The sequence below is a fragment of the Arthrobacter sp. 001422645 genome, from assembly GCF_059816125.1.
In genome coordinates, this window is record NZ_JCBANT010000013.1 from 56,430 (window position 1) to 69,359 (window position 12,930).

Consider the following 12,930-nt stretch of genomic DNA (forward strand, 5'->3'; position numbering starts at 1 on the left):
TATCCTGAGGGCACCATCAGATAAGCCGCATGTGACCCGCCCGCGGCGACGCCAGTATTCAGGAGCTCAGGAATGGTTTCAGCCAGCGTCAAGGACGTCGCCGCCCTGGCCGGCGTCTCCGTCGGGACCGTATCCAATGTGCTGAACCGGCCGGAAAAGGTCTCCGGGGAAGTCACGGCCCGGGTGCAGGCGGCAATCGACAAGCTGGGTTTTGTGCGCAACGATGCCGCCCGCCAGCTCCGCGCCGGCATGAGCCACAGTGTCGGGCTGGTGGTGCTGGATGCCGCAAACCCCTTTTTCACGGAGTTGGCCAGAGGAGCCGAAGACCGGGCGGCGGCCGAACATTTCACTGTCCTGGTGGGCAACAGCAATGAGGACGCGGGCCGGGAGGCGGCCTACCTGGATCTCTTTGAACAGCAGCGCGTCCGCGGGGTGCTTCTGTCCCCCGTGGGCAATGTGATCCCCCGGCTCGAACAGATGCGCCGGCGTGGCATCCCGACTGTCCTCGTCGACCGGCAGGCAGACAACCCGAGCTTCTCCTCCGTCGCCGTGGATGATCTGGCCGGCGGCGAGATGGCTGTCGCGCACCTGCTGTCCACGGGACGCCGACGGATCGCCTTCGTGGGTGGACCGGAAGGTATTCGCCAGGTGGCCGACCGGCTCGCCGGAGCGCGGAAGGCCATGGAGACCGCGCCCGATGCCACCTTGGAAGTCATCTCAACAGAGTCGCTGACAGTGCTCTCCGGCCGGGCCGCCGGAGAAGCCATCCGGCTCCGGCCCGCGGCTGAACGGCCCGATGCGATCTTCGCGGCCAACGATTTGCTCGCGGTGGGTGTCCTGCAGGGCCTGATGCTGATGGGCGGTGTGCCGGTGCCGGACGAAATAGCGCTGATTGGCTATGACGATATTGAATTCGCTGCCGCTGCGGTGGTTCCCCTGTCATCCATCCGGCAGCCCAGCGCCCTGATTGGTTCGACTGCCCTGGAGTTGCTGCTGCGGGAGGCAAGCTCCGAGGCCGGGTTCGTTCCGCGCCAGGTGGTTTTCCCGCCGGAACTGGTGGTCCGCGCGTCAACCCGGGCCTGACGTCGTCGGGCTGGCGTCCCCGGGCCGCCGCGACGTCACGGCCCGGCGGACACTTACCGATACTGGACCGGCGCCGTGGGGTCCGGTGCGATGGTGTCCACCGCCGCTTTCCTGCCGTCGTCCGGGACGCCGCCGGGTGCGGCCCCTTCAGCGGCGGGCGGTTCGGGCCGTTCGACAGGCACGCTGTCCGCTGCGATGTCGTCGCAGACAGCGTCGACTTCCTGCCAGAACCGTGCGTCGACCCAGTAGCCCGTATGGCTCAGGACATGCGGCAACGGCTGGGCGAACACATATTTGTGCGTTGACGGGTCGACAAGGCGGACATCCGTGGTGCTGGGCGCAGGCCAGTGAGCCGTGGCGACCGGACCGCCGATGTAGTCCGTGTCGGCGTAGACATTGCGCCATCGGACAGCACCCAGGCCCCCGGTGCCGCGGGCGAAACCCTGCAGGAGAGCATCGCTGACCAGGGCGGGAAAGGCCCACCGGTACAGCTTCGCCAACGGGGAGCCGAGCGTGACAGGGCCAATGCCCTATTCCCCGTGGCGGGCCGACTCACGGGCCAGCACGGCCGCGGCCACCACGCTGCCTTGCGAGTGCGCGGTGAGCACCACCCGGCCCTGGTTGTCATGCAACCTCCAGATCCGGCGCGTCAGCTCCGGCACCGCCCGCTCGGTGTACGACGGCGGCGCGAAAGGGGACCGCGTGAGCCTCCTCCAAAGCGAGCATCACGATCACAACAACCAGTGTGGCGGCGGAGACGGCGGCGGCTGTCCGGGCACTGATCTGGGCCCATGTATCGGCAAGTTCCATGACCCCGCCGAGTTGGGAGACACACCAGCCCAAGGTCCCCGCTGCCACCGCGATGCCTGCCGCCAGGTGCAGGTCCGACAGGTGCTGGTGCCAGCGGCGCCCCGACCAGAACTCGGCGCTGCGCAATCCCCCCGCCTGCGCGGCGGCACAGCGGCCGAACGGCACGGGCCGGTCCGCCCCCTGGGTCGGTGTTTCAACGCCTTCGTAGCTGGTCCGTGAACGGGACGCCAGGACATAGAAGAGCACCGCCATGGCAACTGGCGCGATAGTGCCTGCCGCGCCTCCCGGTGCCGGCCCCGGGCGTCCGCCGTCCGCCGTCCGCCGTCCGGTAGAACCCTGCGATCCGGTCCCCGGCGACCCTGGTCGGCTTCATGTCGCCGAGGAGTGCCTCTGGCGGCGTGCCGCCCACGCCGTGCACCCGTATCTCCGTCAGACCACTCAGATCCACGGCGCCGGGAACGAGTCCGGCCGAGTCCTTGGTGCCGCCCATCAGACCACCGTCAATGCCGCTGCGAGGCTGGCAAAATCCGACATCATGATCTCCTGCCTCAGGGGGACGGCGCGGGGCTGACTTGATATTGGACCTTGCCACTAGAGATTGCAATGGCCTGCTCCGGAGGGGGTCCTCCGCCAGGTCAGGCCAGGCGGTGGTGGTCCTTGCCGCGCATGCGGACGGCCACAAGGAGTCCGGACAACGCCGTCAGTCCGGCGACGACTCCGACGGCGGCCGGAATGCCGTACGCATCGGCGATGATCCCGGAGAGCAGCGCGCCGACAGCGAAGCCGCCGTCGCGCCAGAGCCGGTAAATGCCGACCGAGCGGGCGCGCCATTCCGGATGCGCGACGTCGCCGATCGCCGCCAGCAGGGTGGGGTACACCATGGCCGTGCCCAGACCGAGGAGCGCAGCGGCCGTGAGCCAGATCCCGAAGTCCTCGCCGACGGCGATCATCGCCAGGGCGGCGGCCTGGACCAGCATGCCGCCGACGATCAGCCATTTCCGGCCGTATTTGTCCGACAACGCCCCTGTGACGAGCTGCGCGGCGCCCCAGACGGCCGGGTAGACGGCGGCGAGGATGCCGATCTTTTCGATCGTCAGTCCGGCGGCGGCGAAGAGGACCGGGAAGAGGCCCCAGGCCAGTCCGTCGTTGAGGTTGTTGACCATCCCGGCCTGGCTGACCGAAGACAGTGACTTGTCCCGGAAGCTGGTGAGGGTGAAAATTTCCCGGTTGCTCAAGTGTCCGTGGGCGTCGGCGTGGGCGTTCGTGTGGTTGGCCGCTTCCAGCCGGGCGTGGCCCTGGGTTTCCTTCACGGCGAAGACCGACAGTCCGAGGCCCAGCGCGATGTAGGCCGCGCCGAGCATGAACGGTCCGGGCCGCAGGCCGTAGGTGGCGGCAATGTAGCCGGTGGCGAGGGCGGTTCCGGCCACGCCCAGGTACCCGGCCGCCTCGTTCAGGCCCATGGCCAGGCCCCGCCGGGACGGGCCCACCAGGTCCATCTTCATCACGACGGTGGTGGACCAGGTGAGGCCCTGACTGATGCCCAGGATCACGTTGGCGGCGACGATCCAGCCCCAGGAGGGACCGAAGATGAGCATCAGCGGCACGGGCAGGGCTATGAGCCAGCCCGCTATGAGGACGGGTTTGCGGCCGAAGCGGTCGGACAGGGTGCCGGCGAAGTAGTTGGTGGCGGCCTTGGCGAGGCCGAAGGCGAGGACGTACGTCAGTGCCGAGGTGTACAGGTCAAGGTGAAAGACCTGCCCGGCCAGCAGCGGAAGGACGGTGCGTTCCTGGCCCAGGGTGCCACCGACCAGGGCGTTCACGGCGACGAGGAGCATGAATTGGGCCAGATTCTGCCGCAGGCCCAGCGTGATGCCGGCGCGGCGGCCCTGCTGCAGTGAATTGGTGTTGCCGGAGGTCATGCTGCTCCACATGGTTGGGGACGAACGGTGGCGGCGGCCCTGGGGTTCAGGGCCGCCGCCAGCGGTGTCGGTCAGTTAGTGCCGGTGGTGCGGGTTAGCGGGCGGAAACGGAATCCAGTTCCTGCTGCCGTGCGGTCCACGCGGCGTAGCTGCCGTCAAGTTCGACGACGTCGTAGCCGGCGCGGCGCAGGGCGCTGGCCGCGACCGAGTTCCGCACGCCGCTCTGGCAGTAGCTCACGATGGTGCCTTCGGCCGGGAGCTCATCCAGGTGCCACATCACGCGGCCGCCGCTGAGCTGGTGGGAGCCCGGAACGTGACCGGCGGAGTGTTCGGTGCGGTTCCGCACGTCCAGGATCATGGCGGCGTCGAAGCCCTCGAGCTCCTCGGGCTGGATGAGCTTCGGGGTGCTCGTGGGCAGGCCCTCGAAGCCGGTGACGTACCCGGCTACCTTGTCGATGCCGACCCGGACCAGGTGGTCCCACATGTCCTGCGCGGCGTCCTGGTCAGGAGCCAGCAGCACCAGCGGGTTCGGATCGGTTTCCGGGTTCACCACCCAGGCGCCGAAGCTCGCCACGGACTTCCCTGCCGGGACGTTCAGGGAACCGGTCACGGTGCCCTGGTGGACCTGGTCGTTGGGGCGGGTGTCGATGAACGTCACCTTGTCCGCAGCGAGGTCCTGCGCAACCGTGTTGAGGTCCAGTTCCTGCAGCGGCGCGCGTTTGCCCATGACCGCCGGCCCCTCACGGTTTTCCCGCTTCATCCGGCCGAAGTATGCGTGCGCGTCGGGCTGGCCGTCGAGGAGTTCATCGATGAAACCCTGCTCGTCGTTGGCCGCCAGGTACGGGCCCCACCAGGCGTAGAGGCGCTCGTAGCCGACAGTGGAGGACGGGATCGCGCCCAGGGCCTTGCCGCAGGCGCTGCCGGCGCCGTGGGCCGGGTGGACCTGGACATAGTCGGGCAGGGTGAGGAATTTGTCCCGCAGGCTGGCGAAGAGCTGCTTCGCCCCCACGAAGCGGGTGTCCACGCCACCGGCGGCTTCATCCAGCAGGTCCGGGCGGCCCAGGTCGCCGGAGAAGACGAAGTCACCCGAGAGCAGGTACCCTGCCTGGTCGCTGAACGCGCCGTCGGTCACCAGGAAGGACAGGTGCTCCGGGGTGTGTCCCGGGGTGTGCAGTGCCTTGATAAGGATGTTACCCAGGGTGATCGTGTCGCCGTCGAACAACCGCTCCCCGTCGAATCCGTACTGCCAGTCCGGTCCGCCTTCACCGGAAACGTAGATCTTCGCCCCGGTGGCCGCGGCAAGCTCACGCGTGCCGGAGAGGTAATCGGCGTGGATGTGGGTCTCGGTGACCGCCACGATCTTCATGCCGTTCTTCGCGGCCAGGGCCTGGTACACAGCGATGTCGCGGCGGCCGTCCACCACCACCGCTTCACCCTTGGCCTGGCAGCCGATCAGGTAGCTGGCCTGGGCGAGGTCCTCGTCATAAATGCGTTCCAGAAGCATGTGCTCTCCTTCGTAAAGAGTGGGGGTCAACCCCGTCGACTACTAACAATAATAATACCCCGGGGGGTATACAGCAAGATGGGTTGCGCCCGGAGTTCCGTTGCCCCTTCCCGGGGTTCAGCCGGCGCGGCGGTCAGCCCTGCGGCTGCGCCGCCTGGGCCCGCACACTGGCCATGTCCAGGTTCTTGACACCCTCGATGACCTGCTCCAGGCCGGCGGCGTTGAGCGCTCCGGGCTGCGAGAAGACCAGGGTCTTGTCGCGGAAGGCCATCAGCGTGGGGATCGAGGTGATTCCCGCGGCGGCCGCCAGGGCCTGTTCTGCCTCGGTGTCCACCTTGGCGAAGGTGACGTCGGGGTGCTTCGCCGAGGCCGCTTCATAGGTGGGGGCGAACATGCGACAGGGGCCGCACCAGCCCGCCCAGAAGTCGACCAGGACGATGTCGTTGGTTTCCAGCGTTTCGGCGATGGTCTTTTCGGTGATGTCGATGGTTGCCATGTGTAACTTCCATTCCTCCGGGTTGTTGGTGTTCTGGCGGACTGCCGCTCGGGGGCGGGTCAGGTGGTGGGCAGGCCTGCGCGGGTCCACGCGATCATGCCGCCGTCCATGGTGTCTGCTGTAAAGCCGGCACCGTTGAGGGCGTCGGCCACGCGGGCACTGCGGTTGCCGCTGCGGCAGATGGCGATGACCGGAATTTTCGGGTCCAGTTCGGCCAGCCGGGCCTGCAGCTCGCCCATGGGGATGTGGAGTGCGCCGGGGATCATGCCTTCCGCAACTTCGAAGTCCTCACGGACGTCCAGGAGCTGCGCCTGGTTCCGGCGCTGGTCTGCTTCGGTGATGCTGATTTCTGCCATGGTGATGCCTTTCGTGTCAGGAGTGGGCGGGAAGGGTCCAATCAGACCGGAGTGGGCTGGATGTCCTGGCTTTGGGTGACGCGGTTGGACTTGCGCAGCGGGCAGGACCGGACGAACAGCCAGCAGACGGCCGCCGCGACTACGGCGGCGCCCACGACGGCCAGCGCGATGGGTCCGCGCAGGTCCACGGGGGCCTGCTGGATGAGGACGAAGGCCCCCATGACCAGCACGAACCAGCCGAAGCCCTTGCGCAGGGCCGCTTCCGGAATGCGGCCGGCGAGCTTGGACCCGATCAGAGTGCCCACGATGGCGGCCGCCGTAACGGCCAGCGTTATCCCCCAGTCCAGCTCCACTGTGGTGAGGTACCCGGCCAGGCCGGCGAAGGACTTCATCGCGATTACAACGAGGGAGGTGCCGACGGCGATTGCCATCGGCAGGCCGCCGAGCAGCGCCAGCGCCGGGACCACCAGGAATCCGCCGCCGGCGCCCACCAGGCCGGTGACCAGGCCGACGACGAGCCCGTCGAGCAGGACCCGGAACAGCGGCAGTTCGGTGTGCTTGGGCGCCTCGGTGGCCGCCTCATCCTTCTTCTTGCGTCCGCGGATCATGGCGACGGACGTGGCGACCATCATCAGGGCAAACGCGATCAGGAGGATTTGTCCGGGGATGTGCCCGCCCAGGAGTCCGCCCACGAAGGCGCCGGCCATGCCGGCGGCGCCGAACAGGAGGCCGGTGCGCCACATTACTCGTCCGGCGCGGGCGTGGCTGAAGACACTGACGGCCGAGGTCACCCCGACCACGAACAGGGACGCGGCGATGGCTTCCTTGGCTTCGAATCCGGCCACGTAGACCAGGATCGGCACGGTGAGGATGGATCCGCCGCCGCCGAGCACACCGAGCGACAGCCCGATGAGCACGGACAGGGCCAGAACGAGAATCAGCGTGGCGGTCATGAGGCCTTGGACTCCGGAGTCACGGCAGCGGCGACGGGAAACTGCAGGATGGCGGACTCGCGGGTCGGCTCCTCGGCGGCCTTGTTCCACGGCATGGCGGAAATTGCCTGGCCCATGGCACAGGTGTTGGTGGCGGCCGAGAAGGTCAGGCCGGCGCCGATGGCTCCGGCGAGAAGGCGGATTTTGGGTGAGACGAACTTGCCTCCGGCGAGGCCCAGCACCACGAGGGAACCGGCGGCGAGCCGGACCTGGCGCTCCAGGTCCCAGCGTGACTTGCCGCGGACCACGTCTCCGCCTGCCTCGGCAAACCCGGGGGCTCCGCCGGCCAGGACATAGGCGTTACCGATGCCCGCGCCGCCCAAGCGCTGCCGTGCCTGCTCGGCGCGCGCCCCTGACTGGCAGACCAGCACAACGCGGCTGCCCAGGCGGGCCGCGAGCTCTTCAGTGTGCTCGGAAAGCAGCGGCAGCGGGACGTTGTAGGAGCCTCGGATGTGCATGTTTTCAAACTCGGCGGCCGAGCGGACATCGATCACAATGAGGTCCTGGTGCTCCTGGAACCAGCTGCGCAGCGTTTCCGGAGCCAGTGAGGTGACGGCCGGCGCGGCCGGGGAAGCGTTGGCGGAGGAAGCGGGAGAGGGCGTCATGGGTGTCCTTTCGAGACGGTCTAACAGAAACTGAATACCCCACCGAGTATTACAGATACCCCTGGGGGTAGTCAAAAATACCCGTGGGGGTATATCCTGGGGTATAGCCATCCCTAGATTTGGAGCCCCCATGGACCTTGATTCAGCAGAACTAAAACCCACCATCAACCGGCTCAAGCGTGCTCAGGGGCAGCTGGGGGCTGTCATCCGGATGCTTGAGGAGGGGCGTGACTGCAAGGACACCGTCACGCAGCTGGCCGCCGTCTCGAAAGCGCTGGATCGGGCGGGCTTCGCCATCATTGCCAGCGGACTGGAGCAGTGCGCGGCCCGGAACGACTCCAGCATGGACACCAAGGATCTGGAGAAGCTTTTCCTGTCACTGGCGTGACTCCCCCGCATGCAGGCGCCTCTGCGCCTCCATGGCTTGGATGTGCGCCCAGGAGCCGCCGGCTCTGCGTCAGCCCGGGGTGAGCACGCAGAATTCGTTGCCCTCCGGGTCGGCGAGGCACAGCCAGGGCACATCGCCCTGGCCGACGTCCGCGTCGGTGGCGCCCAGGGCGTTCAGCCGGGCCGCCTCTGACGTTTGGTTATCACCGGGGTACGGCTTGAGGTCGAGGTGGGCGCGGCCCCACACGGCCTCCTCGGCGGGCGTACGAAGGAACTCCAGGTACGGCCCGACGCCCGTGGCCGAACGCAACCTCGCATGATCGGCGGTCACCTCGTGCAGGGTCCAGTCCGTCGCTTCGCTCCAGAACCGGGCCATGGCCCGCGGATCCGCACAGCGGACCACCACCGCGGCAATCGGCCCGGTGTCCCGGTAGATCGCGCGAGGCTCCAGCACGCGGAACAGGTTGCCTTCCGGGTCGGCCAGCACCGTCCACGGGACATCACCCTGGCCGGCGTCGGCTTGCGTCGCACCGAGCTCCAACAGGCGGGCGACCAGCTGCGCCTGATGGGCCGCGGAGGTGGTGGCGAGATCGAGGTGAGCGCCGTACCTGACCGTCTCGGGGTCCGGGACGGTGACGACGTCGACGCAGACGGCCACGGGGTCCGGCCAGACGAAGCCCACGGGTTCGACATTGGTCACCCCGGGTCCCTCGCTGGAAGTGCCCCAGCCGAGCGCCGCCGCCCAGAATCGGCCGAGCTCCGAGTCATCCCGAGCCTTGAAATTCACCTGAACAAGCCGCAGCGCCATACCGCCCGACCCTAATACCCGATTGATGCCCGGCATGGCAGCCACGCCCTGGCTGCTCACAGGCCGAGGGTCGGAGCAACGCCTGCGGGCCGGCCCCCTACTGCGGCGGTGCCGACTGTTGCCTGCCGCTAGGTTCCGCAGAACGTCCGGTAGGGGCCGAAGTCTTTCGGCGCGGCGGCGGCGTAGCGCTCCAGACCAGGCCGCTCGTCGTAGGGGCTGGTCACGGCCTCGAGCAGGCGGCGGAGCGGGTCCAGATCTCCCCCCGTGGCGGCGTCGAGGGCCTCTTCGACCAGATGGTTGCGTGGGATGTAGGCCGGGTTGACCCGGTCCATCGCGTCGGCGTCGGGGCCCAGGGCGCTCCAGTGCGCCGCCCACGCATCGAAAGCTGCCCGGTCGGTGAACAGGCTCCGCGCAGGTGCCGTCTGGCCGCGGGCGGCGGCGCCAAGGCGTCGGAAGAACGACGTGTGGTCGGCGCCGGCCGCCTGCAGCAGGCTGAGCAACTCGTCCACGAGAGGCGAGGCCACGTCGTCGTCGAGGCCGTCCGGCAGACCGAGCTTGGCCTGCATACCGGCCGACCAGGCTGCGCTGTACTGCCGCCGGAATGCGGCGAGGGACTCCTGTGCCAGGGCGACCGCCTGCTCCTGTTCGTTGTGGAAGAGGGGCAGGAGGGCCTCCGCGAGCCGCGTAAGATTCCATTCCGCCACCAGGGGCTGGTTGCCGTAGGCGTAGCGTCCGGTCTCGTCGATCGAGCTGTAGACGGCGGCCGGGTCGAACGCGTCGAGGAAGGCGCAAGGACCGTAGTCAATCGTCTCGCCGGAGATTGTCATGTTGTCGGTATTCATGACCCCGTGGACGAATCCCACCAGCATCCACTGGGCCACCAGCGCCGCCTGGGCCGCTATCACCGACTGGAACAGCGCGAGATAGGGCTGTTCGGCCTCAGCCGCGCCGGGGAAGTGCCGGGTGATCGCGTGATCGGCAAGGCGGCGCAGAAGACCGAGGTCGCCGGTGGCGCGGGCGTACTGGAAGGTGCCGACGCGCAGGTGGCTGCTGGCGACCCGGGTGAGCACCGCGCCCGGCAGCATGGTGTCGCGGAGCACGGGGCGCCCCGTCGCCACAACGGCGAGGGACCGCGTCGTCGGGATGCCCATGGCATGCATCGCTTCACTGACGATGTACTCCCGCAGCATCGGGCCGACGACGGCGAGGCCGTCGCCGCCGCGGGCGAACGGCGTGCGCCCCGAGCCCTTGAGGTGGACATCGCGAAGATGCCCGTCCGCGTCGGTGATCTCCCCGAGCAGGAGGGCGCGCCCGTCACCGAGGCGGGGGGCCAGCCAGCCGAACTGGTGCCCGGCATAGGCCTGCGCCACCGGGGTGGCGCCGCCGGGCACCAGGTTTCCGATCAGGAAACGCACGCCGTCGCCTTCGCGCAGATAGTCAGGATCCATGCCAAGCTCGGCGGCCAAAGGCTCGTTAAGGACGAGGAGGTGCGGTTCCGGTGCCTCCTCGGCCTGCCAAGGAATGGCCAGCTCCGAAAGCTCCCGGGCAAAGCGGCCGTCAAAGGCGACGGCTGGAGGGGCTGCGGCAGTCATACAACAAGGTTATCCCCGGCACCCTGGCCGGCGTTACTGGCGTTTCAGTGACTCCCCGATGATGCGCGCGCCGTCGCGGAAGGCGCCGGGGTTGGGTCCGGCGTAGTTGAGCCGGATGAACGGTCCTGCCGGTTCGGCCGGGAACCACTCGGTGCCCGGCGCGACGATGACCCCCGCCACCTCGCAGTCCCGGGTGAGCTGTTCGAGGTTTGTCCCGTCAGGCAGGCGCGCCCACAAATTCAACCCTCCCCTCGGAATGTGTTCGATGTGGGCCTGCGGGGCATACTCAGCCAGGCTGCTGACCAGAAGGTCCCTCCGGGCATGGAGCTGGTGGCGGAGACCGCGGAGGTGCGTCTGCCACGCAGGCTGCGTCACGACGTCGAGGGCTGCCGACTGGAGCACGCCGCTGACATACATCGATTCGGCTCCCCTGTCGGCCAAAATCCGGTCGCGCGCCGGGCCGCGGGCGATGACTGCGGCGACGCGTATGCCCGGGGAAACGCTCTTGGTCAGCGACCGCAGGTAGACGACATGCCCGGAATCGTCGCGGGCCGCCACGGGCGCGGTCGACGTTGTGATGCCGAAATCGTGCGCCCAGTCGTCCTCGACGAGGAACGCGCCGTGCGCCCGGACCACGTCCAGCACTTGTTCGGCCACCCGCGCGGACCACTGCGCTCCGGTGGGATTGGCATAGTTCGGTTGCGCGTAAAACAGGCGCGCGCCGGTCTCCCCGAAGGCCCTGTCCAGCTCTTCCGCGTCCGGACCTTCCGGCCCGCTCGGCACAGGGATGACATGGACGCCGGCCTGGGCCGCGGCGAGGATGGCGCCCCAGTAGGTTGGGGATTCCATCAGCAGGGGCTGCCCGCTGCCGGCCAGGGCGCGGAACACGGAGCTGAGTCCGCTCTGGCTCCCGGGCAGCACCGTGACATCGCTCGGCGTTGGCGGGGCGACACCGGCCGGGGTGGAGGCCCTCAGTTCCTGGGCAAACCATGCCTGCAGCTCCGGCAGCCCCGCCGCCGGCGGACGCGACACGGCCGCGTCTCCACGGGCGGCACGTGTGAGCGCACCCCGCACCAGGCGCTCCGGCAGGAGCTCCCGGTCCGGATACCCCGAGTGGAAGGCAATGAGATCGTTCGCCGTGGTCCGCATCGCAGTGGAAGGAGGCCGCAGCGGCGCCTGGGGCGAACGCAGCGCTGCCGTCTGCCAGCCGTAGTCCGCGGGCCGCGCCGTGCGGACCGCCCGGACGAAGGTCCCGACGCCGGGACGGCTTTCGGTCAGCCCCATGCCCGCGAGGGTGCGGAGCGCCTTTTGGACGGTCACGGGACTTGCCTGATATTCGGCGACCAATGAGCGGGTGGAGGGCAGCCTGGCCCCGGGCGGGGCGGCCGCGATCCATTTCCGGAGCCGGTCCACAATTCGCGAACTGCTATCGTAGGACATGAAAGCCAATAGTAGCGCTATCGAAGCAATCCGGCCACCGCTATCCACCGCGCCCGGGAACGGGTTGTGGTGGGGACTGCTCGGAGTGGCGGCCTTTTCCTTTACGGTTCCGTTCACCCGGGTGGCCGTCGGCGGAATGGACCCCTTGTTCATCGGGTCCGGCCGCGCGGTGGTGGCGGCGGTCCTCGCCGCATGCGCCCTCGCCCTCACCCGGCAGCACCCCCCGCGCGGCGTCCAATGGGCGCGTCTGGCGCTTGTTGCGGGCGGGATTGTCGTCGGCTTTCCGCTACTGACCTCGTTTGCGCTCGCCGCCGTCCCCGCCAGCCACGGCGCCGTCGTCATCGCTGTGCTTCCGGCGGCGACCGCAGCGATGGCAGTCGTCCGGGGCCGCGAACGCCCGCGTCCTGCCTTCTGGCTCATCACCGCCGTCGGGACGGCCGCAACCATTGCTTTTGCCTCCGCGCAGACGGGCGGCTTTGGCCAGCTGCACTGGTCAGACCTGCTGCTCTTCGGTGCCGTCGCGGCCGCAGCCATCGGATACGCCGAAGGCGGCCTGCTCGCACGTGAACTTGGCGCCTGGCAGACAGTCTCGTGGGCGCTCGTCCTCTCGGCACCACTGATGGTGTTCCTGATGAGCGTCTCGATGTCCCAGCAGACGCCGTCGGGCACACCTGTGCAGTGGGCTGCGTTTGCCTACCTCGGCGTGGTCAGCATGTTCCTTGGCTTCTTCGCCTGGTATCAGGGGCTGGCCATCGGCCCCATGGCCCAGGTGGGTCAGGTCCAGCTCATCCAGCCCGTCTTGAGCATTGGCTGGGCCGCGCTCCTGCTGGGCGAGAGCGTGGCCTGGTCCACGATTGTCGGCGGGCTGGCTGTCATTTTCTGCGCCGGCCTTGCCGTGCGCACGAGGAACAGCACACCGCCGCCGGGCCCCCGGTGAG

The 12,930-nt window shown here is 68.6% G+C and carries 14 protein-coding genes; 3 read left to right on the forward strand and 11 right to left on the reverse strand.

Features of this window, described 5'->3' with window-relative positions:
- The first annotated feature begins 72 nt into the window (after positions 1 to 72).
- The gene (locus AC6EUH_RS13595) at positions 73 to 1,083 is read left to right on the forward strand and encodes a LacI family DNA-binding transcriptional regulator (protein ID WP_056432035.1); all 1,011 of its coding nucleotides are present in this window, start codon (positions 73 to 75) and stop codon (positions 1,081 to 1,083) included.
- A 53-nt stretch (positions 1,084 to 1,136) separates the two neighbouring features.
- Here AC6EUH_RS13595 and AC6EUH_RS13600 read toward each other — a convergent pair whose 3' ends face one another.
- The 8 genes from AC6EUH_RS13600 to AC6EUH_RS13635 form a co-directional block, all read right to left on the reverse strand.
- On the reverse strand, positions 1,137 to 1,583 hold the full coding sequence (locus AC6EUH_RS13600) for a hypothetical protein (RefSeq protein WP_056432032.1): 447 nt from the start codon (positions 1,581 to 1,583) through the stop codon (positions 1,137 to 1,139).
- Between the two features lie 124 nt (positions 1,584 to 1,707).
- On the reverse strand, positions 1,708 to 2,145 hold the full coding sequence (locus tag AC6EUH_RS13605) for a hypothetical protein (protein ID WP_499738951.1): 438 nt from the start codon (positions 2,143 to 2,145) through the stop codon (positions 1,708 to 1,710).
- Positions 2,146 to 2,528: 383 nt separating this feature from the next.
- Positions 2,529 to 3,812 carry an MFS transporter gene (locus tag AC6EUH_RS13610; RefSeq protein ID WP_499738952.1) on the reverse strand — a complete coding sequence of 428 codons (1,284 nt, stop codon included), beginning with the start codon at positions 3,810 to 3,812 and terminating at the stop codon, positions 2,529 to 2,531.
- A gap of 94 nt (positions 3,813 to 3,906) precedes the next feature.
- Positions 3,907 to 5,316: an MBL fold metallo-hydrolase gene (locus tag AC6EUH_RS13615; RefSeq protein ID WP_499738953.1), complete on the reverse strand. Its 1,410-nt coding sequence runs from the start codon at positions 5,314 to 5,316 to the stop codon at positions 3,907 to 3,909.
- 133 nt (positions 5,317 to 5,449) lie between these two features.
- Complete coding sequence (gene trxA / locus AC6EUH_RS13620; protein WP_499738954.1) at positions 5,450 to 5,812, reverse strand: thioredoxin; 363 nt, start codon at positions 5,810 to 5,812, stop codon at positions 5,450 to 5,452.
- Between the two features lie 59 nt (positions 5,813 to 5,871).
- A complete protein-coding gene (locus AC6EUH_RS13625; protein ID WP_499738955.1) occupies positions 5,872 to 6,168 on the reverse strand; it encodes a rhodanese-like domain-containing protein in 297 nt (98 codons plus the stop codon).
- Between the two features lie 41 nt (positions 6,169 to 6,209).
- Positions 6,210 to 7,121, reverse strand: coding sequence for a sulfite exporter TauE/SafE family protein (locus tag AC6EUH_RS13630; RefSeq protein WP_499738956.1), 912 nt, complete (start codon positions 7,119 to 7,121; stop codon positions 6,210 to 6,212).
- Complete coding sequence (locus AC6EUH_RS13635; RefSeq protein ID WP_499738957.1) at positions 7,118 to 7,765, reverse strand: rhodanese-like domain-containing protein; 648 nt, start codon at positions 7,763 to 7,765, stop codon at positions 7,118 to 7,120. The genes AC6EUH_RS13630 and AC6EUH_RS13635 overlap by 4 nt, the downstream gene beginning before the upstream one ends.
- Positions 7,766 to 7,895: 130 nt before the next feature.
- Here AC6EUH_RS13635 and AC6EUH_RS13640 point away from each other — a divergent pair, with 130 nt between their 5' ends.
- Positions 7,896 to 8,153, forward strand: coding sequence for a metal-sensitive transcriptional regulator (locus AC6EUH_RS13640; RefSeq protein WP_056432014.1), 258 nt, complete (start codon positions 7,896 to 7,898; stop codon positions 8,151 to 8,153).
- A gap of 69 nt (positions 8,154 to 8,222) precedes the next feature.
- Here the strand turns inward: AC6EUH_RS13640 and AC6EUH_RS13645 are convergent, their stop codons facing one another.
- The 3 genes from AC6EUH_RS13645 to AC6EUH_RS13655 all read right to left on the reverse strand — a co-directional run bounded on the left by AC6EUH_RS13645 (position 8,223) and on the right by AC6EUH_RS13655 (position 11,992).
- Positions 8,223 to 8,960 (reverse strand): VOC family protein, encoded by a 738-nt coding sequence (locus tag AC6EUH_RS13645; RefSeq protein ID WP_499738994.1) that lies wholly within the window; start codon positions 8,958 to 8,960, stop codon positions 8,223 to 8,225.
- A 128-nt stretch (positions 8,961 to 9,088) separates the two neighbouring features.
- Positions 9,089 to 10,552 (reverse strand): protein adenylyltransferase SelO, encoded by a 1,464-nt coding sequence (locus AC6EUH_RS13650; protein ID WP_499738958.1) that lies wholly within the window; start codon positions 10,550 to 10,552, stop codon positions 9,089 to 9,091.
- Positions 10,553 to 10,585: 33 nt separating this feature from the next.
- Positions 10,586 to 11,992, reverse strand: a complete 1,407-nt coding sequence (locus AC6EUH_RS13655; protein ID WP_056432011.1) for an aminotransferase-like domain-containing protein — start codon at positions 11,990 to 11,992, stop codon at positions 10,586 to 10,588.
- On the opposite strand from AC6EUH_RS13655, the gene AC6EUH_RS13660 reads away from it, so the two are divergent.
- Complete coding sequence (locus tag AC6EUH_RS13660; RefSeq protein WP_499738959.1) at positions 11,991 to 12,929, forward strand: DMT family transporter; 939 nt, start codon at positions 11,991 to 11,993, stop codon at positions 12,927 to 12,929. The two genes, AC6EUH_RS13655 and AC6EUH_RS13660, sit on opposite strands and share 2 nt — an antisense overlap.
- Position 12,930: the final 1 nt, after the last annotated feature.